We start from the raw sequence: 21,821 nt of genomic DNA on the forward strand, positions 1-21,821 counted from the left end.
ATTTACCACATCCAAACCGTTAATGGTGCAATCACTCACTTTAAGAGTTGGGTGGTAGGCAAAATGAAAGGGGTAGCGACTAAGTATTTACCGCATTATCTAACTTGGTTTAGAGAAAGTAGCGCCAAGTATGATTTTCAACAAATTTTACTCGCCGCTTATAGATGACAACAGTGTAATGGAACAGAGCCTAAAAATTAGGTTACCTTTATTTTCAATAGAGGCATTAAAGGTAAGTATAATAATTTCAGGTGTTTTAGTGTTCTTACTTTTATAAGTGCACTTATTAAGATGACTTAACACCACAATAATGATGATATTTAAGGATATAAAAATGGGCTACAGCGACTTCGCAAATATTTTTTCAGAAAAAACGACCTATAAACCAGTTGAAACATTCGGCGCTGAACATCGCATCAATTTAGCTGAACTTAAAGCGACAACAACAGCAGTATTTAAAGAAAGTGGAAAGATACCTGCTATCAAACATGTTAATGCTTTCTTCGGTTTAGGACGTCCACTGCCATTGTTATCAACAAAAAATTACGTTGAGCAAATCGAGTTATCTATCAATAATGAGCAAGTAGATTAACGTTTATAAGCAGTTTACGTATCTTCAAGGTTCGTTCTTGAACCTTCAGCTTCTGAAATTTATATGTTTCACCAAGTCCTAAATCAGCTGGTGTAGTGGTCAACTGATTTTGGCCACACTTTCGTATTCAGGCAAATGTCTTCGCTCAACGGCTTATTCTAATTCAAGTGAGTACAAGCTTTATCGGTTTATTGAATAACACGCATAGGGTGACTTACAAATCATTGAATAATGAGCAAATTAATTAACCAATATGATGCTTGCTTTAGGAGAAAGTAACCATCTATATTTTTACCGTCTGAGGCATGTTTAGGCGTCTATGACCCTGTTATTTGTTAATGTGAGTTATGGGTCACTATGTAAATTCTGTTGACGTAAACAAGGCTAGGACAATCCAATTATTTGATTTCTAATTATATACGCTTGTATTTGTACAACGAGTTTATTTATGCAAGTATACAAAGGTAATGAACGATCAATCTATTAAGGGCAATCTATGAAAATAAATATTTCCGGTCACCATGTTGATATTACTGATAGCATTAAAGAGCACTTAGAAGAAAAATTCGCTAAAATATCGACCCACTTCCCCACACTTATCTCGCTAGATATTATCATTTCCAAAGATCATGGTGAGTTTAATGTTGAAATTCGCACCAATTATGAAGGAACCAGCATTGCAGCTAATGGTAACAATGCTGTTATGTATCCAGCGATTACAAGTGCCGCTAAAAAATTAGATACCGTGTTAAAACACCGTAAAGGTCAATTAAAAGCTGATTTACATGAAAAGCCAGAACTGATTGAACCTGAAAGTGATGATGAAATAGAAGAAGAAGAAGTTAATTTAAATTAACCTACTCGATTAAACAACTATATTAAAACGCAGCCTCGCTGCGTTTTTTTTTATTACGATAACAACCTCACAGACCCATTCCATTTTACCCTTTTCAATAATTAGCATATTTTCTAAAAAAGGATGTTCGTGATTATCCTCTAACTAGGTGGCTAAAATTAGTGCCAACTACACTTAAATAGAATCACTAATTGAAAAACAGCAAATACAATTAAACATCTCTGCAGATTAAACGTACGTGAAATTGATCAACCAAGGTGCTTTGGGGCACAAATCAAGTTAGAGCAGATCCTAATTTAAATAATGTAAAATGAAAGACCCCATTCATGTTTCAAGATATTTATTTGTAACATCGGGAGTTGTTACAAATAAATGATTAAAGAATATATAGGTCATCACTTTGAAATTAAAGGTGACGATAAATTTAGAACAGAAGGTTAATTCAACGGGTCTTTGACCTGTACTCGGACTTTGAACCGTAAAACTGAACCACCTTAAACCACTACATACTTCAGTTGGTGGTTGTTGAGTTATTTCAAAAATATTAATAGATGTTAAGCAGGAGCTTGGTAAATAATTTTTTAGATCGTTAATCACTTATTCATTTAACTGCCTTTAATGTATATTTTTAAAATATTTTAGCTACTGTATTTAAATCATCAGGCGATAATCGATATATACGCATTGTGTCAACACAATAAGCTCCCATTTCTTGGTAAAATGCTATCGCAGGAGTGTTCCAATCGAGACAGCCCCACTCAAGCATCTCAGATCCTCGCTCGATTGCAGTTTTTGACAAAAACTGCATTATAACCTTACCTAGGCCTTTTCCTCTTTTAGAATCATCAATTAAGAGGGCATCGATAAATAATCCAGAGCGTCCGGTAAAAGCGGAACTTTTTTCATAAAAGTATGCGAAACCAACCACTTCCCCTTCATAGATTCCAAAAACAACTTCACCTTGCGTAGATGTGAGGAGGCGCTCTATCCGTTCCGGTGTAGCTGTGATTGCATCTGTCATTTTTTGATAACGGCCTAATTTTTGCATAAAGTCGACTACCAGCTTGGCATCCGAGGGTTTACCAATTCGAAGGTGGAATTTGGGTATTTTCGTAGAAATTTTTGTCATTGTTAAACCTACTGTAAGTTTCTGAATAACAGGGGAAATGGTTGGTTAATCTTTCGTATCGATAGCCTTCATTTCTTTGTTTTTCAATGGTTCGTTAAGCGAAATCAAGCCAGACAGAAATAAAAACTCACTTATTCCATAACACCTTACTTTCAGTAATAAATAACTGATGAGAAATTATGATTACCTAAAAGGGTAGTGTCATGTCGTTTTTTACAAGATAATTAATGTCTTAATATGTAAGTGGTGATGCCTGCAACTATTAATATTAAACTTTAATCTAATAAAGCATTAGCAATATTGCTAATGCTTTATTAGAAAATATCGACAATTTTTAAACATCTATACCTAGGCACAAGTATTTAATTTCTAAGTAATCTTCAATACCATATTTTGAACCTTCACGGCCATTTCCTGATTCTTTAATTCCACCAAAAGGAGCGACTTCAGTTGAAATAATACCTTCATTAATACCAATAATACCGTATTCTAATGCTTCACCTACTCGCCATATTCTACTATTGTCACGGCTGTAGAAGTACGCGGCTAAACCATAAGGAGTATCATTGGCCCGCTTAATAACATCTTCTTCATCGTTGAAACGGAAAACCGTCGCGACTGGGCCGAATAGTTCCTGGTGAGCTATATCCATTTTTTCACTAATATTCGTTAAAATGGTCGGTTGAAAATAAAGTTCTCCAAAGCTTGCTACATGCCCACCTAAATGCAATTCTGCGCCTTGTGTTAAAGCATGCTCAACGATACTAGAAACTTTATCGATAGCCTTTTTATTGATCAGTGGACCTACTTCTGTTCCATCTATCAACCCACAACCTAATCGTAATTCACTAACTGCTTTTGTAAATTTATCCATAAACAGATCATAAATTGCATCATGCAAATACAAACGATTTGTACACACACAGGTTTGGCCTGCATTACGATACTTAGAGATAAGCGCGCCTTGCACAGCTTTATCAATGTCAGCATCATCAAAAACAATAAATGGAGCATTACCTCCCAACTCCATAGAAACTTTTTTTACTGTTTGAGACGCTTGCGCCAGTATGCGCTTACCTATCGCAGTTGAACCAGTGAAAGATACTTTTCGTACCAATGGATGAGTGCAAAGTACTTCGCCGACTATAGCTGGTTGCTTTGTTGTAACTATGTTAATTACACCTTTTGGAATACCAGCTTGATCTGCGAGCTTTGCCATTGCTAATGCGCATAAAGGCGTATCTTCACCGGGTTTTACTATCACAGTACAGCCCGCCGCAAGTGCAGGGGCTACTTTACGAGTGATCATTGCAACAGGAAAATTCCACGGTGTAATCGCTGTCACTACACCAACTGGTTGTTTGATTGTCATGTAACGATTGCCAGGCATTGGTGCTGGAATATTATCACCGTAAGTTCGCTTGGCTTCTTCAGCAAACCATTCAACGAAAGATGCACCATATATTACCTCTCCATATGCTTCTTTATATGGTTTCCCCTGTTCAGATGTGAGCAATTTAGCTAGGTCATCTGCATTTTCGACTATTAAATTAAACCATGCTTTAAGCAATATAGAACGTTGCTTTCCAGTGGTTTTACGCCACTCTATCAAAGCATTATCAGCAGCAAGTACAGCCATTTCAGCATCTTCAATTGTCATATCGGGCACTGATGTTATGACTTCCCCATTAGCTGGATTTTCGACATTCATCGTTGCCCCACCTTGTGCGCTGACCCACCTCCCATTGATATACGCGAGAGATTGAACTAATTGTAACTTCTTCATTTATTTCACCTATTAGACTAACTAGCTATTAAAAATTTGAATGTGCGTCACCTCTACTGAAAGTATTACTCGCTTCAAAGAATAACGTAACAAACTCATATACACTGATACATCATAGTAATATTTGATCCATTAAATATATACGCACGTTTAAATCTGAAGTTTTATGGGCATGCAACAATGACAAAAATATCTTTTCCTGTTGGGCAGGTTGGTGATTATGAGATTAAGCAACTAAAGATATTTAAAACAGTTGCTGATTGTGGTGGTTTTTCTGCTGCTGAAACCGAACTAAATATTAGTCGTTCAACGATAAGTATTCATATTTCAAATTTAGAATCTCGTCTGCATTTGACTCTATGTCGCCGCGGTCGTGGTGGTTTTTCACTCTCAGAGGAAGGCCAAGTGGTTTATGATGCAACAGTTATATTATTGGCTGGATTGGAGCACTTTCGAAACATTATTAATGGCCTGGATGATAATTTATCTGGCTCTTTGACAATCTTATTTAGTGATACGATAAGTTTGGATCAACGAGCTGATATCCCCACTGTTTTCCGGCACTTTTCCGAAGTAGCAAGTGATGTTTATTTGACTTCGGAAGTTGCCAAAATGGCTGAAATTGAACGTCAAGTGTTAAGCGAAGAAGCAGATATAGGTTTTATTCCCTATCATCGTAGCCTTGATGGTTTGGAGTACCAAGCTATTTTTACTGATAATTGCTATTTATATTGTAGTAATGAGAGCTCTCTATTTAGCATGTTTGATGATGAGATTAGCGAAGATATTATCAACGCTTTCCCGGTAGTTTATGCTGGCATGAAGTCTCAGGAAAATGTCAATGGACACCTATTAAACATGAATGTTAAAGCAACAGCGTATAACTACGATTCTCGCTTAGCCTTATTACTTTCTGGCCGTTATATTGGATTTTTACCTGAAAGCTACGCGCAGTCTTATGTCGATGCAGGGAAATTGAAATGTTTGGTAAAGGATCAACGTTTTTATCGCTCTAAAATTATGGCGATTACTAAAAAAACTAGTACCGTAAACCGTATTCGATCGTTGTTCATTAAAACATTAAGTGACTTTTATAACCGTGATATTTAAATAGTCAAACCATCAACTAGGGCGTTGTTGCTGATGGTTTTTAATTTATAAAAATACTTATTACTTTATGCTAAGTAAGCTTTATAAAGTAACTCTTAAATTACCTCCTCCCTTTGTTTTTTCATGATCTTTTCGCATATATAGTTACCAATTGGAATTGCCGAGGTTGCTGCTGGTGAAGGAGCATTACAAACATGTAAGCTACGAGGACTTTCTGCAAAGAGAAAATCATGCACTAAGCTACCGTCCTTTAATACTGCTTGAGCTCTTATTCCTGCTGGGTAAGGCTGCAAATCAGCAAGTTCTATTTGGCTACAGTATTTATTGACTAATTTCAAATAACCAGGCTTCCACCATGAGTTTTTAGTTTCAATCAATCCTGATTTTAAGTTGTTTTTAGTTACTTTCCAAAAACCTGAGAAACTCAGCATGTCTAGGATGTCACGCAAATCAAGGTTAATTTTTCCGTAACCTTCACGCTTCCAACCTTGTACTGCATTTGGTCCTACTGTGACTGAGCCGTCTATCATTCGTGTTAAATGAACACCAAGAAATGGAAGTTCAGGATCTGGAATCGGATAAATTAGGTGATTGACAATTTTATTGTACTTTTTAGGCAGTTGATAGTATTCACCACGATAAGGAATAATTCGAAAGTCGACATCAATGCTTAACATGCGCGTAATTCGGTCAGCCATTAATCCAGAGCAAGAAACAAGAAAACGACTGCTAATGTTAATATTTCCTGATCTGTTTTCACAGGTTAAAGTGATGCCATCAACAGACTCCACTAAATTAACCAACTTAGTTTCCAGCATAACCGTACCACCAAGTTGTATAAATTCCTCTGCCATTTTTTCTGTCACGAGGGTGTAATTTACTATGCTGGTCGAGTCAACAAAAATACCCCCAATGCCTTGAACATTGGGTTCTTTTATTTTTAATTCAGCTTGGTTTAATAATGTGACAGGAATTTCATTATCTAGACAGCGTTGATAAAGTGTTTGCATACGTTGTAGTTCAATTTCATCAGTAGCAACCAATAACTTGCCACAATTTTCCACTGGAATATTGTGTTTTGTGCAAAACTCAGTAGTTGCTTTTACGCCTGCTTTACAGAATTTTGCTTTCATACTACCTGGTTGGTAGTAAACTCCAGCATGAATGACACCACTATTATGACCAGTTTGATGACGTGATAATTGAGATTCTTTTTCCACTAATAAAATTGATTTTTCTGGATATCTTTGTTGCAGCTGCCAAGCTGTTGATACACCAACAATACCGCCACCGATGATGACATAATCATATATTGGATTCATTGTTTATTTCCTGTTTCTGAATTTGTATTAACCTCAACGTTTATATCAAGTAATTTCATTAAGATTATAGTCGCTAGTTGGTTTACTCAGTTATTTATTTGTAAAGTGACCACGTTGTCTAAGTAATTCGCGTTTTAAACCAGGATGAGAAATAAATTTGTCACGTCCATGTAACCAACAGTGGTTTTGTACAACCAACATTGCGCCTATTTTTACGCGAACGTTAAAACAGTTAGTATCACTTTCTAAAGATTCACCCATTTTGTATAAATATAAACCTTCCTGCATCCGTTGAGGACAAGCAAATTGGTCGATAAATAACATGTGAGGTTTACCGTTTTTATCTTCCTCAAAGAAAACTGGATGCTCAACTTGAGAATGGATATTTTTACTTGGTGGTGTTGCCCAAACAATATCTTGCTTAGCAAGAGAGTGGTTGTAAAAATGTTCTAGATCTTCCCAATCATCGATATGAAGAAGCAAAGAATCACCCATCTCCATATTTTTTTCACTCATTTTCATCATTAACACAAAATCAGTACGTTCATCAACATAGGTTCCATCATTATGTAGTTCCATTCGTCGATGAGCCTGACGCAAGTAACTATCACTGTTGTCATCATTTTCAACTGTAAATCGTGCGTAATACTTGCCATACATGGCATCAAAATTAGGTAGCCCAATCAGATGAGAAACCGCTGTAGATAAGATAACAAAAAAATCACGTTGTTCATCACTGTCAACAAAATCAGCTTGTGCCGAATCATCAGCTTCTAATAAAAAAGCTGCTTTTTCTCGGTCTTGCATTATTTCGTTGAGCAATGTACCCAATTCATAATTACAAGCGCGATCAAGTATATCTGCTGCAGCATAGCGTAGAAATGGTTTGTATTCGATTGCTTGTAATCCCCATTCATCAGTCTCTTCGTTGAACTTTGTTAACGTTGATTTTTCAATCGTTACTACTTGTAAGCGAGGATTCTCAGTATGTGGTCTAACTTGGAAACCTTGATAATAAGTGATGCTCTCCGTAGTGGTTAATGCAGTGTTCATAATCGATATCCTTCAATTTATTTAACTAAATTATAGTCTTGGTGAGTAAAGTGTCTCGACCCGATGTGAGACAGTTAACATGAGTTAACAAAACCTTAACAATTTAATTTTCATATTGATAACATATGATTGATATAGTTTTAATCAATTTTATTGATAGTTGTTTTTTACTTATAATTTATATGTGAATAAATGGTGCGGTAGATTTAAGAATTTATTAGCAATACCAGGGTAGAACTAAAACAGATAAGGACTTTGAGTTATGGATTTTAAAAAACTGTATTATTTCACGGTGCTTGCTGAAACAGGAAATTTTACTAAAGCGGCAGATAAGTTAGGAATCGCACAATCTGCTTTGAGTATGAGCATTCAAAAGTTAGAGAAACAGCTAGAACTTAAGTTAATTAATAGAGCTGAGCGTAAAATGAGTATTACTAGTGATGGGCAAATACTACTAACTCACGCAGACAAAATTTTAGCTAATCTCGAACAAGCAAAAATACAAATGCAAGAACTTAAAGGACTTGAATTTGGCACTATTAACTTTGGTGTTTCCGCGATGATTGGCTCTTATTATTTACCTGAAACCTTAGCTTTATTTAAACTACGCCATCCAGGAATACAAATTAACATTCATGAAGCTGGTACTGCGACGTTAGCCAAGATGTTACTTGATGGTGAATTAGATCTTGCGATGATCCGTGTCGACAGAAAAAATGAAAACATCCGCTGTATTACATTGGCTAAAGAGCAAATTGTTGCTTGTGTGCCTCTAGAACATGAATTTGCTAACTATAAAAGCATTACTCTGGATCAGTTTTGCAACCAACCTTTGGTTTTATTCCGTGAGGGCTACTTTCTACGTGAAGCGGTTAGTAATTATTGTCAGCAGAATCGAATCACACCTGACATTCGCTTTGAAACTAACTTAATTGAACTGTTGAAATCGCTAGTACGTAAGAAAATTGGTATTTCGACTTGTCTACCTATTATTTTAGCCGAAGATAGCGAACTAATAACTGTGCCGTTTAATCCGAGTATCCCATTACATTTGGGAATTGGTTGGAAAGCAAGCCATTATCTATCTCAAGCATCTCAAGCTCTGGTTGCATTTTTGCAACATGACATGAAGGCAGAGAAGCCTAATGTTTGATAATTTTAAACCTTTATTTTTATTCTTTGTGATTTTTTTTGGTCGAATCACAGCTTAGTCTGATGTTATGTAATACACGATCTATAACAATAAGATCACATGATAACAACATAAATAAAGGACTAAGCAATGAATAGGAAAACTAACTACGATGCTTTCTGGATGCCATTTACCGCAAACCGTGATTTTAAGGCAAATCCTCGTATTATTAACAGTGCTAAAGGCATGCATTGTTATACTGATAAGGGCCGTGAGTTGTTAGATGGAACGGCTGGATTGTGGTGTGTCAATGCGGGACATGGTCGTAAAGAGATTGGTGAAGCAATGGCTAAACAAGTTACTAATCTAGATTACAGTTCACCATTTAATTTTGGCCATGATATAGGTTTTGAATTTGCTGAACGCTTAGTTGAATTCACGCCCCCTAGTTTAAACAAGGTGTTCTTTACTAATTCAGGTTCAGAAGCTGTAGAAAGCGCAATGAAAATTGCTTTAGCTTACCAACAAGCAAAGGGTAATGCCGGAAAGTTCCGTTTTATTGGTCGAGAGCTTGGTTATCATGGTGTGAATTTTGGTGGGATCTCTGTTGGTGGACTAGCACCAAATCGTAAAGGTTTTGGACCTTTGTTACCTGCTGACCATATCGATCACACGTTGGATATATCTCGTAATGCTTTCAGTAAAGGTATACCTGAGTTTGGTGCTGAAAAAGCTGAACAATTAGAAACATTGGTGCAGTTTCATGGTGCAGATAGCATCGCGGCAGTTATTGTAGAGCCTATTTCTGGTGCGGGTGGTGTTATCTTACCACCAAAAGGTTACTTACGCCGATTACGAGAAATCTGTACAAAGCACGACATAGTTTTGATTTTTGATGAAGTAATCACGGGTTGGGGTCGTTTAGGATCGTCATTCGCTTCTAATTTATTCGATGTAATACCTGATTTGATCACGTCAGCAAAAGGTATTACAAGTGGTGTTGTTCCGTTAGGAGCCGTCTTTGCACAGGATGAGATTTATAACACCGTTGTTAATAATGCAGCAGAAGGTGCTGTTGAGTTTTATCACGGTTATACCTATTCAGCTCATCCTGTTGTCTGTGCCGCAGGATTAGCAACAATGGATATTTATCAAAAAGAAGGTTTATTAGAGCGTGCAAGTGGTGAAATAGGTGACTATTTCCAAGAAGGCCTACATTCATTAAAAGGTATCTCTTCAATTATTGATATTCGTAATTATGGCTTGATTGGCGCAGTCCAATTTGAACAACCAAGTCATGGTAAGCCAATTGGTTTTGATATATTGAAAAAATGTTATGACCAAGGTGTACTAACTCGCAGTATGGGAAATACGATAGCACTTTCTCCACCATTAATTATCGAAAAGAGTCATGTTGATCAAATTGTAGATACGCTTGCCATTGTTGCAAAGTCTATCGAGATTTAAACCTTCAAGCTTTTGAATAATTAGAACATTACTCTACTATCCCTACTTAATAGTATTGGTGATTAGGAGCTTTGTTGTATGGTCTTTTTTGTGACAAATAATAAGCATTTGAGCAGTATCAAGAAGAAGTTTATTGTTTGATTTATTTCAAACTTTACTTGGTGAGTATCATATTTAAGTTTTTTAACATAAATGCAACAATTATTTTGGAATGGTAATTAAGGTTATGGATGAACCAATAATACTGTTCAGATTTGCACTGACTCAATTGGTCTAGTTGCTCAGTCAAGGAAATATTCGTTGCGAATATTTCCTTATCAGGAATAAATAATTTAAAAGGAATAATAACTATGTCTAGTAACCTCTTTAGTAATCTATTAACGACTCGTTTAAAACGTTCTTTGGCTGGAACAATATTAACGTTGACTGCAACGTTAGGTGCAATTCCAACTGTCAGTGCTGCTGAATTTAATTGGCGTTTTGTAAACCTTTATTCACGTGGAACAGCTTATGGTGAGGTTTATAAGGATTTTGCTGAAAACATTGGTGTAATGTCAAACGGCAGAATAAAAGTAAAAATGATGTATGCCGGTGAAGGTGTTGGTCAAACGGGTGTATTAGGCTCAGTTAAATCAGGTCTAATGACAATGGGGGCGCCTTTTCAACCTATGCATGCGGGTGAATTTCCTGCCGGTGTGGTAGAAGTCGGTTTACCTGGTACAACCAGTGATGTGGGCGAATTAAGTACTTTATTCCGTGAAAAAGGTTGGGGCGAAATATTAACTGAAGCCTACGATAAACAGGGTTTGGTTTGGTTAGAACCTTACGTTCAACTGCCTGTTTATATTTTAACGAAAGAGCCTATTAATAGCATTGCTGATTTTAAAGGTTTGAAAATTAGAGCACCGGGCGCTTACGGTAAATTCTTGAGAAAATTAGGCGCATCTCCAGCCTCTCTTTCTTGGAGTGAAATTTACACCAGTCTTGCAACAGGTGTTATCGATGGTTCAATCGGTAGTAATATCATTGACCATAGAGATGGTAATCACGCAGAGGTAGCGAAATATATGTATCGTCTACCGATTGCTGGTGCACAAGTTCTCCCTATCGTTGTGAACAAACGTGAGTGGAATAAATTACCAAAAGATCTACAAGCCATTGTTCGCAGTGCAAGTGAATCACACGCGCTTGAGCAAATGACTAAATCTCGTATATGGGAATCTAAAGCGGTTGCAGATATGGAAGCACAAGGTATGAAATGGAGCCCAGAACCAACTAAGGCAGACATTGAAACGTGGAACACAACTGCAAACTCATTATGGTCTGAATATGCGAACTCAGATAAATATAGCAGTCAACTAGTTAAAATATTACAACAATAATGGCATAAGCTAATCAAGGTATTTATACGCATTGATTAGCTTCTAAGCACATGATTCCAAGGAAGGCAGTTAGTTACATACTGTATGGTTTAGTGCTGTAAACAAGGATGATTATTATGTTTAAAACGATACTAAAGTATTTATGTTTAGCCATTAATAAAGTCGTTTATTTTATCAGCTTTTCAGCATCATTATTAATGCCATTGTTAGCGCTAACTGTCGCTTTCGAAGTTTTCTCTCGTTATGTACTCAATAGTCCCACTATTTGGGCTTATGACGTGTCTTTGTTTTTATTTGGTTATATTGCCGCTTTAGGTGGTGCATTAGCGCAACAGAAAAAAGCACATATCAATGTTGATGTTATTTACCTATCACTATCCGCACGTATGAAATCCGGCTTTAACTTACTGTCGTATAGCTTAGCTATTTATTTTCTGTCCGTAATAATTCTAGTTAGTTTAGGAAAATACGAAGAAGCAATTGAATTTAACTACCGTCGACAATCTGAATGGGCTCCTTCAATGGCACACTTTTGGATCATGATGACCGTTGCATGTAGCGTATTCATACTGCAATACATCAGTGATTTATTACAAGATGTTTTCTTCATATTTACCAGTGAGGCGTTGTTAGAATCGAAAGACGAAAAGCAACAAGCGTTAGCAATTGCGAATGCCGATGAAAATATCGAGTCTGTCGAAAATAAATTAAAAAAAGTTGAACAATTATGAGTATTGGCGTTTTAACACTGTTGTTAATTGGTTTGATTTTAGCCTGCTTTTCATTTGGGGCTCCCGTTGGATTAGCGTTAGGTGGAATCGCAATGGGAGTAGGTTATTTAACGTGGGGAGAAGGTATTTACAACCTCATTCCAACCACTCTTGAAAGTACCTTTTTTAGCTTTGTTTTATTGGCTATTCCTTTATACATTTATATGGGGCAATTATTAACACGCTCGGGTATTGGTGACGCAATGTTTAATGCCAGTCAGATGTTCCTTGGTCGTATTCGAGGCTCACTGGCAATTAGTGTCATTGGTGTATGTTCTATGATTGGCGCGATGGTGGGGATTATCGGCGCGGGTATCATGACATCTGGTAGCATTGCGCTAAAACCGATGTTAGAGCGTGGATATGATAAACGCTTAGCGTTGGGTGTCATTATGGCAGGCGGTGGCCTAGGTATTTTGATCCCACCAAGTATTCCAATGATCATGTACGCAGCTTCAACTCAAAACTCTGTTGGGCGTATGTTTATTGCAGCACTGATACCTGCATTGATATCTATTACAGTATTGGTTTCATACGTCATTATTTCTTGTAAGCTAAAGCCTGAAAAAGCCCCTATGGATACGGGTGCTGAAAAGAAAATGAGTCCCAAAGAGAAAGTCAAAACGGCGCGTGATGGCATATTTGCTCTGCTACTTATCTTTGTTGTACTGGGGAGCATTATTACGGGTATTGCTACCCCAACTGAATCAGGTGCGATTGGTGTTGTTGGTGCAATTATGTTGGCAATAATTTTTAAACGTTTCCGTTTTCAAATGTTTAAGTCAGCAGGCTTCGAAACCGCTATGCTAGTCAGTGTTTCGATGTGGATTATTCTAGGGGCTTCATTATTTAGTAATTTCCACATGCTCAGCGGTGTTCAAGATATGGTTCAAGATCTGGTGACGGATATCACACAGAAGTTCGATCTTCCACCAATAGCTATCATTATCATGATGCAAATTACCATGTTATTACTCGGGTTTATTATTGATGAACTCATTATAGTTTTAATGTGTGCACCACTATTTGCGCCAATTGTAATGGACCTTGGATATGATCCTATTTGGTTCGGTATTCTGATGATCTTAAATATAGAGATTGCAGTGCAGACACCACCTTATGGATTCGCATTATTCTACCTCAAAGGTATCGCTCCTCCAGGTGTTAGCATGATGGATATTTACCGTTCAGTTGCACCGTTTATTTTATTGAAGTTGATGGTCTTAATTTTGTGTATGGTATTTCCTGAAATCGTTTTGTGGTTACCGAATAAATTAATGGGAGATGGTTAAATGAGTTTGAAACATATATTAATGCCAGTCGATTTAGCATTCAATAAACTGGCTGGAAAAGAAGTTACAATGGCGCTTAAATTACTTGCTGATGATGGAGTGATTGACATGTTATTCGTTGATGACACAGCAAGTCACCGACGCATGGCTTTAACCGCCGTAAGTGACCGTCTTACCGAGAAACATAATGCAACTGAACTTGCACTGAAAACTATGTTTCATGCAACCATTCCAGAACGGCATAGAGGACGTTGTATTGTCCGTACTGGAACGGTATTTGATGAGGTTGTATCACTGGCAAAAAAAATTAATGCTGATGCCATTGTTATGGCATCAGCTAAACCTAAATTTAGGTCATATTTATTAGGATCTAATGCAGCAAAAATAGTTCGTCATGCACCTTGTTCGGTTTTTGTAGTGAGATAATCGATGTTGTGATTGAATTAGCGGGACACCTCAACAGAGGTTTATAGTCCTATCATTGAGGTGAATGTTACTAAACGAATTTAAGCAGGAAAGAGTTGCATGACTGAAAAGTCACTCAATCGTGCCAGCTGCTGCCTCATTAGGAATTACAAATAAGTTACTTTATGCTTGGATTTCAGAGGTATAAGCAAGACTGAAGAGAAGGTCTTTTTTGTCTTTTCAATATTAATATTTGCTATATATCGTTTTGTAGGCGAAAGCAATTTAGCTAATTACGCTCGACATTGAGAGCGAGCTTAGGCTTTTCAGAAGAAGTAAAGCAAGGTGGAGAGTCATATAAGTATAAGTCAGTAGATATGCTTCTCTCCTAGCTCCAACTACTACAGGTAAATTTAGACAAACCAGCTCCTACTATTTATTACTACGTAGCCAAATTTAGCCTTCCGGAGAACATAAATTGTCAAACATAAATTGATAAATTGTGGACACCCAAATGTTGAACTCAGTAATATCAATTAGTTAACGGTGAAACCCAAACCTAACGCGGCTACAACGACGCCACCGTTGAGCTTTCCCAAACAATGAATAACTTTCAGCAACAGCAAGCAGGACGTTTGCTGTAAGTTCATCCGGCACACGGACGTGCCGTATGAACTGGTGCGTATAGAAAGTTCTACGTTATTTGGATCAGAAAGTTATTCGGTGACAGTCTCTTTGCTTACTTTCTCTGCTGTTCAGAGAAAGTAAAGTCGCCGACAGGGCGAAAACACTGTGAATAAAATTCAAACCGATTGGATGAGCACAGACGAACCAGCACTCAAAAAACGTCAGAAGTTCAGCGCTTACCTTTTACCTAAAAATGAGTTTAACGTGAAAAGCGAGGATCAATTTACTTATCAACTATGCATTACCACGGAGGACCGAGGGAACGAGTAATATTTAAAAATTATTTACAGAATCAAAAAGCAGGATGAATCCTGCGCCCCAGAAAACTCATAGCCACTTTATTGTGACAACAAAAATTAATGTATTCGTAAAATTAGAACGAAGACAATGTATAGCCGCGAAGCCATATTCTATAAGCTCCAAAATCAACAGGTTGATGGAATTAAAACGAAGACAATCTATAGAGTTAAATTTCCATAGGCTTTAGAATATGTATTAATTTACCGATTCTGCAATCATAGACGATTACCCGCAAACAACTTTACTGAAATTTTGCTATGTGCGGACTGTTTATTGAATATTTTCTTTCTAATTACTTCCACAACACTAAAATCATTTCAACATCCTGAACACTTATCATTTTTTTCCTTGACAAAAACAAAAACAAAAACAACAATCGTCCTGAGTCCTAGGACAAGGGACGCGAAACTGGAGTCAGCTATGAAAAGTCAAGATATTTTATTGTTACTAAAAATAATTTCATTACATTCCGATTTAATGGGAAAAAAATTAGACGCTCATATCATTGAAAATGATGATGAGTGGGCGGATTGGGATGAAAAAGGTTTAACTCCAACCTATACAGAGCAAGACCATATTGAAAGCCATTTTTCAGTCAGAAGTTTAGCTGAATACACAGGGGTTAGTAAATCTCAAATAAGTTTAAGCCTAAATCGCATGTATGATGTTGGTTTAGCTAAAACAGATCGAAAACTTCAAATACCAAAAGTAAATACTAAGGCTTTGTTAGAATTTATTACTTATGGAATTAAATACGTTTTTCCAGCAAAAGAAGGTGAAGTTACTAGAGGCATTGCAACTTCGATAGCAGCGCCAGTATTAAAAGGAAAGCTTATGAGTTCAGGACAAATACCTCCCATTTGGCCAAACTCAAAGGGACATACCAAAGGCATGAGTATTGAACCATTGCACCCCAACATTTTCCAAGCAGTACAGCAGGATGGAAGACTTTACGCAATGCTTGCGCTTATTGATGCTATTCGAATCGGAAATTCACGTGAACGTAACCTTGCATTAGATATGCTAGAAACTATTTTTAAAGGTGTTAAATGAATAACATTAACCTTCAACATGAAATGCTTGAACATGTAGCAAGAGCTCTTGGAGAAGAACTTCTCAATAAGGCTGTTTTTGTCGGTGGTTGCACCACTGGTTTATTGGTGACAGATGATTATACAAAAGAAAACATTAGATATACCGATGATGTAGATCTAGTTGTAGACATTATAGGTTACGTTGCTTGGGCAAACCTTCAAAACACACTTAGAGAAAATGGGTTTAGTGATCCAATGGATCTTGATGATGGTGTCATTTGCAGAATGTTATTAGGTGAACTTCAAGTCGACTTTATGCCAATAGATGAAGACACTCTAGGCTTTGGAAATCGTTGGTATGAAGATTCCGTAGCCACAGCAGAAGATTTTCAACTCACTGACGATATTAAAATAAAACTCATTAAACCCGAATACTTTATCGCAACTAAGCTAGAAGCATACTTTAATCGTGGAAATAATGACTTACTTTCTAGTCGAGATATTGAAGATATTTTAAATATCTTTGATGGTCGCGAAACTATCTCCCAAGAAATAAAAACGGCTCCTATAAACCTTCAAAACTATATCTCGGAGAAACTGGGAGGGCTTATCGAAGAGTATGACTTTGAGCTAGCAGTACAAAGCACTGCAAAGGGAGATAATCAAAGAGAGGGAATAATTTTTGCTCGCTTAGAAGAGTGCACAAATAATGAGTAAACTAAAACTATATTGGAAGTTTAATTCTGCAAAAGGCTTAGATAGAGAAATCAATAAAGACTTATTTGCTATATTTCAAACTGAACATTCAACTTTGGTAATTGCATTTGATATTGCGACTTCATCTCCTGTCTGCCCTGAAATGGCAAAGTATTATATTGCTCAGTTTCAACAGAAAATAAAGTCGGTAACACAAACCAATAAAGACCAAATTCAGCAAGCTATGCATGCAGCCTATACAGAAACGAAAAGTGCTTTTAAAATTGGCAAAGCGAGCTTTATATTACTTTCCTATTGCCATAAAACAGACATTTTAAATTGCTTTAACTCTGGGGATAGTCGCATGGGTATATTAGGAAATCAATCTATTCAATGGTTAAGCCCTGTACATACAGGTGCAAACCCTTTGGGGCAACCTTTTACCTCTGAAATGCTTAAAATGAGTAAACGCCACATCCTCACTAGAAGCATGAACCTACAACGTCCATTTAGACCTGAGCATAGCCAATATAAAATCAGTAATGAATATATATTAGTCATTGCAACTGATGGTTTTTGGGCTGAATTATCTGATAAAGAACAAGTTGCATTTATTAATAATACTCAGAAGGCTTCCAATGACGACACCTCCGCACTTATACTCACTTTGTCACAAACACCAAAACACTCATTTAACAATAACTTAAATGAAAATTTAATCATTAATTCTAATTTAGTTTAGACTCAAATTGCCTTCATTACAAAATGAGAGACAGCCGAAAAAGCTCTGTAAAAGTAAGCCCATTCACCTTCAATCGTTCACAATTGTGTTCCTAAATCCAAATTAGCTTGCAATAATTCATCCGCTTTTTCGGTGATGCTATAGCCAAGTGCTTCATAACCCTTTAATCTCTTTTTATACATTCTTTCCAACATTGGTAGAGATGAATCAAGATAATCAAATACTATTACTTTGTCCTTTCCTTCAAACTGACGCTGTATCCGCCCAACATACTGAACTAAAGACCCCTTCCAAGAAATAGGCAAAACAAGAAACAAGGTATCTAACTTAGGTAGGTCAAAACCCTCTCCAATATATTTCCCAGTAGCTACAATAACCTGAGTATCATCCAACTCAGCCGTTGCTTGATCTCTTTCTTTAGCACTCATTGCTCCTCGTAAAAGCTGAAAACGGATCCCCTCTTTAAACAACAATTCACCCAATAACTGAGCATGCTCTCTACGTTCAGTTAGAACAATTGGATGCCGTTGCTGTGCCACCATCGATAGAATATCAGCAATAATAAGCTTATTTCTTTTATCATCGTTCATTAACCAGCGATAAACATCCGCGATATGCGGCCTATTATCTGTATCGGATAGTTCAGGTGGCAGTCCAGATTCCAATTTTAACAATCTAACCTGTTGGATAAATTTGTTACTTTCATTAGCCACCGTATGCCTTATTGGCCCTGCTTGCATAAAGATGATCGGCTGGTGACCATCCTGCCTGTTCGGCGTAGCAGTGTTGCCTAAAACATATTTTGCATGAACTTCATTTAACAGCCTTTCATAATTAGGTGCTGAAATATGATGGCATTCATCAATGATAACTTGCCCATAATCATACAAAATAGGATCAATGCTATTATCTTTTCGATTAATCAAACTCTGGTAAGTTGCGATATCCACTTGCCCTGTAGGCTTACGTTTCCCACCGCCAATTAATCCAACTTCACAACCATCAAGAAAGACTGTTAAGCGATCCTTCCATTGGTCCAATAATTGACGGCTATGCACTAATATCAGCGTATTCACTTTACGTCTCTGGATCAAACCTATAGCTACTACTGTTTTGCCAAAAGCAGTTGGAGCATGTAACACACCAAAATCATACTTTGCTAATGCTGCGACCGCTTTCTTTTGGTCTTGTCTCAACTCACCTTTAAATATCAGTCTCTTTAAACGGATACCATGCTTACGTTTATCATCCACCTCAATCGCATTGCTATTCAATAAACTACATACTTCATCAAAACAGCCCCGAGGCAATGCTAGATAACCATTTTCAACTTCCGCCAGACAAATAAAACGAGGTATTCCATTGGTTGAAAAACGTAAAGCTTGGGTTTTAAAAAAAACAGGATTAGAAAAACTAGCAATTCGCTTAAGCCTTGCTAACAAAGCTTGAGGTAATCCTTTAACATTTAGGTAATTACGATTTGCCAGCACTAACGTTAACTTTGTAGGACATCCAGGAATGACAGAAGGATCTTCTGAAAACCTCATTTCCCAAGGATCTCTATCCGTAGGCACATTGAGATCTTTTACATCACTGACAATCAGTTCTAATTGCAGTTGAGTTAGTCTCTTAATGGATGTCAGATAACTCCATTGATCAAAATATGGATTAAAATCCTCATCAATAAATACGCTGTTACCTTGTTGTCGAGGCTTATGCTGTAGTGGCAGTGCAATCAAGTTTCCAAATCCACCAGCAGGTAATATATCTTGATTTGGAAACAGACGATCATAGGACTCAAATGACAAACCAGCGTGAAATTCCATCGCTTTATCAAGTAGTATAAAGCCAAGTTTTCTTGCATCTTTAGCAGGTACTGGTGATTCAAAAAACACCCAAATATGAGCACCATTTCCAGAACGAGACCGTTCAACACTAAAAGGGATATTAAGTGCCACACATGTTTTTCGAAAAGCAGTGACAGCCTCTTTCCAATCCGACTTATCAAAGTCAACGGCCAATAACCAGCAACGATTATCTTCCAAAAGAGGGTAAAGCCCTAACGTATACTTTCCTGCAAGATGATCATAATTAGCTTGCCCGTCTAAAGGTTTGAATGCTTGATGCACACATTCCGTGCACTTCACTTTGGGCTTATTGCATTTACCTTGTTGCCATTCATTAAAGCAACTGACCGAATACCCACTTCGACCTTGCTTGTTCTGCCAGCGATTAGCATAAATATCTTGCCGTCCACGAAATAGCTTCATAAAAATATCTATTTTTTGGGAAGAACTTAAGCGCAATGTATCAATATTAGTACTAAGTAATGCCGTTCGTCTCGCCAGCAAGATCGTTCGCTCACTATCCAGTTCTATCAACTTTGCTTCTATTGCTTTTAATTCTGCTTCAGACGACACAGTCACCTCCCTTGAATGGTGGCGTAACCTCACCAAAAAACTTAACTCGTGGTGTAGCAAAAAACGATTTCGCTACTAAATCTGCCCCAAACTAAAGTGGTCGTTTTCTAGACAAATTATAATCAAGGTTAGTAGTAAACTTTCAACTAATAATAGATGGAGTTTCACTAAAATAACCTCTATAAATGATGACTAACGCACTTAAATCCAGCCTAAGTCTCATTTCTAATAGTAAATTAGCTCATTTAACATAAGCGCCAATTACACGCATCAGCTTTTTATTCAGCATTACTGACAGCAATCACTGAGCAATAATAACCTTGGTATTGATTACTTAAATATATTTTGTTAACTTTAAATCTAGCTTTATCACAGGCGATACCGTCTGATAATAGTATTTATGCATAAGTCCCATACGGGAAAGTGCAAGGCTGGCACCCTTTCTATTAGATACAAACCGATAGGTTGTATGGTGATATTAAATTGGCGGAGGACTGATACGGTTCCCGGGTTCGCATACAGAAGGCCATATCTGGCGTGCGGCATCAATTTTATATTGGATATAACTATGCCCATAAGAAACTCAAATCCTAAAAATGAATCTTTAAAACACTACAAAAGCCTTTCCTATGAAACTTTAGCTGCTAGCTGGTTGCTTAATGACGGATGGGATGTATTTCTCCCAATGATTGACCACGGTTTAAAAACTGATTTTGTTATCTCTGATGGAGATGATTTTTATCGAATTCAAATAAAATCCATTGAAACTCACGAAGAAAATATTTTTGTTGAAAACAAATGGGGGGATGCAAAAATCGATTATGTAATCTACTTTTCGAGAGCTGGAAATTGGGGATTTATTACGCCGCCATTTCGACAAAACCGAAAGCGACTGAATGCAAAAGGTCATGTGAGGTTTCATCAACACCCTAAAAACTTTATCAAAGCATTTCACTCGATTTAATTACATTAATAGTAAATGAAGTCCATATACGATTTTGCACATATGGACTACATGGCTACCTAGCTAAAGGTAATTGCTGCTCGGCGTGAAGATTTTAATAAGAATACATATAGAATTAAAAGAAAAGAACAACGAAATAACTTGATTCAAAACTACAATGCTTTAGATGCAGTGGATATGTTACTTTTCAGTGGAACATATTAAATATAGAAAATAATTTTTTATTAAAGGGAATGAAAATGAAACGATGGTTTTTCGCAACGTCTATATTATTATTTCAAGGTTGTGCAACAATAGAAAACAGCCCTATCGCTAGAGAGCAATTAGAAATAAAAACTTTTACTTATACGGATTTAACTGGAGATAAAGATCAATTATGGAATCAGGGCGAAATCATGAAGCACCTTGCCCTGTAAGGACTCGCTCGATGTAATCTGTATTTCGATTGGCCTTCTTTTGTTTTCTCTTGATACTTGCTTTAAATGTTTTGTCCGCATTTAGCAGATTAAGTGCGGTATGACGCACCGTTGCATAGTTTTCTGCAGAATTTTCTCTTCTAACTCTGCTGGCATCTTCATGCATTGCGGTATCGAGTTTCCAATGCAGTTTAACTTCGATAGCCCAGTGTTCTCGAGCCGCATTAGCAAATTCATTAACACTTAAATCCGCGGAGCTAATATAG

General features: G+C 37.0%; 20 protein-coding genes and 2 pseudogenes. 16 read left to right on the forward strand and 6 right to left on the reverse strand.

What is annotated here, in order from left to right:
* From H592_RS24125 to H592_RS24740, 4 genes and pseudogenes are all read left to right on the forward strand, one after another.
* Window positions 1-168 (forward strand): annotated as a pseudogene (locus H592_RS24125) (IS1595 family transposase); the annotation flags it as partial.
* 166 nt (window positions 169-334) lie between these two features.
* Window positions 335-592, forward strand: a complete 258-nt coding sequence (locus H592_RS0120855; protein WP_028870465.1) for a hypothetical protein — start codon at window positions 335-337, stop codon at window positions 590-592.
* Window positions 593-1,088: 496 nt separating this feature from the next.
* The gene (hpf, locus tag H592_RS0120860; protein ID WP_028870466.1) at window positions 1,089-1,448 is read left to right on the forward strand and encodes a ribosome hibernation-promoting factor, HPF/YfiA family; all 360 of its coding nucleotides are present in this window, start codon (window positions 1,089-1,091) and stop codon (window positions 1,446-1,448) included.
* A gap of 337 nt (window positions 1,449-1,785) precedes the next feature.
* Window positions 1,786-1,889 (forward strand): annotated as a pseudogene (locus tag H592_RS24740) (IS200/IS605 family transposase); the annotation flags it as partial.
* A 187-nt stretch (window positions 1,890-2,076) separates the two neighbouring features.
* Here H592_RS24740 and H592_RS0120865 read toward each other — a convergent pair.
* Both H592_RS0120865 and H592_RS0120870 read right to left on the reverse strand, forming a co-directional pair.
* Window positions 2,077-2,577: a GNAT family N-acetyltransferase gene (locus H592_RS0120865; RefSeq protein WP_028870467.1), complete on the reverse strand. Its 501-nt coding sequence runs from the start codon at window positions 2,575-2,577 to the stop codon at window positions 2,077-2,079.
* A 334-nt stretch (window positions 2,578-2,911) separates the two neighbouring features.
* A complete protein-coding gene (locus H592_RS0120870) occupies window positions 2,912-4,363 on the reverse strand; it encodes an NAD-dependent succinate-semialdehyde dehydrogenase (RefSeq protein WP_028870468.1) in 1,452 nt (483 codons plus the stop codon).
* A 180-nt stretch (window positions 4,364-4,543) separates the two neighbouring features.
* Here H592_RS0120870 and H592_RS0120875 point away from each other — a divergent pair, with 180 nt between their 5' ends.
* Window positions 4,544-5,473: a LysR family transcriptional regulator gene (locus H592_RS0120875; RefSeq protein WP_028870469.1), complete on the forward strand. Its 930-nt coding sequence runs from the start codon at window positions 4,544-4,546 to the stop codon at window positions 5,471-5,473.
* Window positions 5,474-5,568: 95 nt separating this feature from the next.
* On the opposite strand, the gene lhgO is transcribed toward H592_RS0120875, so the two are convergent.
* Together lhgO and glaH are read right to left on the reverse strand one after the other, a co-directional pair.
* Window positions 5,569-6,795, reverse strand: a complete 1,227-nt coding sequence (gene lhgO / locus H592_RS0120880; RefSeq protein ID WP_028870470.1) for an L-2-hydroxyglutarate oxidase — start codon at window positions 6,793-6,795, stop codon at window positions 5,569-5,571.
* 90 nt (window positions 6,796-6,885) lie between these two features.
* Window positions 6,886-7,848 (reverse strand): glutarate dioxygenase GlaH, encoded by a 963-nt coding sequence (gene glaH, locus H592_RS0120885; RefSeq protein ID WP_028870471.1) that lies wholly within the window; start codon window positions 7,846-7,848, stop codon window positions 6,886-6,888.
* A 262-nt stretch (window positions 7,849-8,110) separates the two neighbouring features.
* On the opposite strand from glaH, the gene H592_RS0120890 reads away from it, so the two are divergent.
* The 9 genes from H592_RS0120890 to H592_RS0120935 all read left to right on the forward strand — a co-directional run bounded on the left by H592_RS0120890 (window position 8,111) and on the right by H592_RS0120935 (window position 17,755).
* Entirely contained in the window at window positions 8,111-9,001 is an 891-nt protein-coding gene (locus tag H592_RS0120890) for a LysR family transcriptional regulator (protein WP_028870472.1), read from the forward strand.
* Between the two features lie 129 nt (window positions 9,002-9,130).
* The gene (gene aptA / locus H592_RS0120895; protein ID WP_028870473.1) at window positions 9,131-10,447 is read left to right on the forward strand and encodes an omega-aminotransferase AptA; all 1,317 of its coding nucleotides are present in this window, start codon (window positions 9,131-9,133) and stop codon (window positions 10,445-10,447) included.
* A 350-nt stretch (window positions 10,448-10,797) separates the two neighbouring features.
* The gene (locus H592_RS0120900) at window positions 10,798-11,829 is read left to right on the forward strand and encodes a TRAP transporter substrate-binding protein (RefSeq protein ID WP_028870474.1); all 1,032 of its coding nucleotides are present in this window, start codon (window positions 10,798-10,800) and stop codon (window positions 11,827-11,829) included.
* Between the two features lie 116 nt (window positions 11,830-11,945).
* Window positions 11,946-12,560: a TRAP transporter small permease subunit gene (locus tag H592_RS23095; RefSeq protein ID WP_051369306.1), complete on the forward strand. Its 615-nt coding sequence runs from the start codon at window positions 11,946-11,948 to the stop codon at window positions 12,558-12,560.
* Window positions 12,557-13,891 (forward strand): TRAP transporter large permease, encoded by a 1,335-nt coding sequence (locus tag H592_RS0120910; protein ID WP_028870475.1) that lies wholly within the window; start codon window positions 12,557-12,559, stop codon window positions 13,889-13,891. Before H592_RS23095 ends, H592_RS0120910 begins: the two co-directional genes overlap by 4 nt.
* Window positions 13,892-14,317, forward strand: a complete 426-nt coding sequence (locus H592_RS0120915; RefSeq protein WP_028870476.1) for a universal stress protein — start codon at window positions 13,892-13,894, stop codon at window positions 14,315-14,317. It abuts the gene before it with no gap.
* 1,386 nt (window positions 14,318-15,703) lie between these two features.
* Window positions 15,704-16,336 carry a hypothetical protein gene (locus H592_RS0120925; RefSeq protein ID WP_028870477.1) on the forward strand — a complete coding sequence of 211 codons (633 nt, stop codon included), beginning with the start codon at window positions 15,704-15,706 and terminating at the stop codon, window positions 16,334-16,336.
* Window positions 16,333-17,034, forward strand: coding sequence for a hypothetical protein (locus H592_RS0120930; protein WP_028870478.1), 702 nt, complete (start codon window positions 16,333-16,335; stop codon window positions 17,032-17,034). The genes H592_RS0120925 and H592_RS0120930 overlap by 4 nt, the downstream gene beginning before the upstream one ends.
* Window positions 17,027-17,755 (forward strand): PP2C family serine/threonine-protein phosphatase, encoded by a 729-nt coding sequence (locus H592_RS0120935; protein WP_028870479.1) that lies wholly within the window; start codon window positions 17,027-17,029, stop codon window positions 17,753-17,755. Before H592_RS0120930 ends, H592_RS0120935 begins: the two co-directional genes overlap by 8 nt.
* A 77-nt stretch (window positions 17,756-17,832) precedes the next feature.
* On the opposite strand, the gene H592_RS0120940 is transcribed toward H592_RS0120935, so the two are convergent.
* Entirely contained in the window at window positions 17,833-20,175 is a 2,343-nt protein-coding gene (locus H592_RS0120940) for a TOTE conflict system archaeo-eukaryotic primase domain-containing protein (protein ID WP_037072462.1), read from the reverse strand.
* Window positions 20,176-20,743: 568 nt separating this feature from the next.
* On the opposite strand from H592_RS0120940, the gene H592_RS0120945 reads away from it, so the two are divergent.
* Window positions 20,744-21,139, forward strand: a complete 396-nt coding sequence (locus tag H592_RS0120945) for a PDDEXK-like family protein (protein ID WP_028870481.1) — start codon at window positions 20,744-20,746, stop codon at window positions 21,137-21,139.
* 239 nt (window positions 21,140-21,378) lie between these two features.
* Window positions 21,379-21,555, forward strand: a complete 177-nt coding sequence (locus H592_RS24130) for a hypothetical protein (protein ID WP_156916171.1) — start codon at window positions 21,379-21,381, stop codon at window positions 21,553-21,555.
* Here the strand turns inward: H592_RS24130 and H592_RS0120955 are convergent.
* A partial coding sequence (locus H592_RS0120955; protein WP_037072464.1) for an ISAs1 family transposase occupies window positions 21,533-21,821 on the reverse strand: 289 nt, incomplete at its 5' end. The two genes, H592_RS24130 and H592_RS0120955, sit on opposite strands and share 23 nt — an antisense overlap.

The organism is Psychromonas arctica DSM 14288 (assembly GCF_000482725.1).
Taxonomy (GTDB): domain Bacteria; phylum Pseudomonadota; class Gammaproteobacteria; order Enterobacterales; family Psychromonadaceae; genus Psychromonas; species Psychromonas arctica.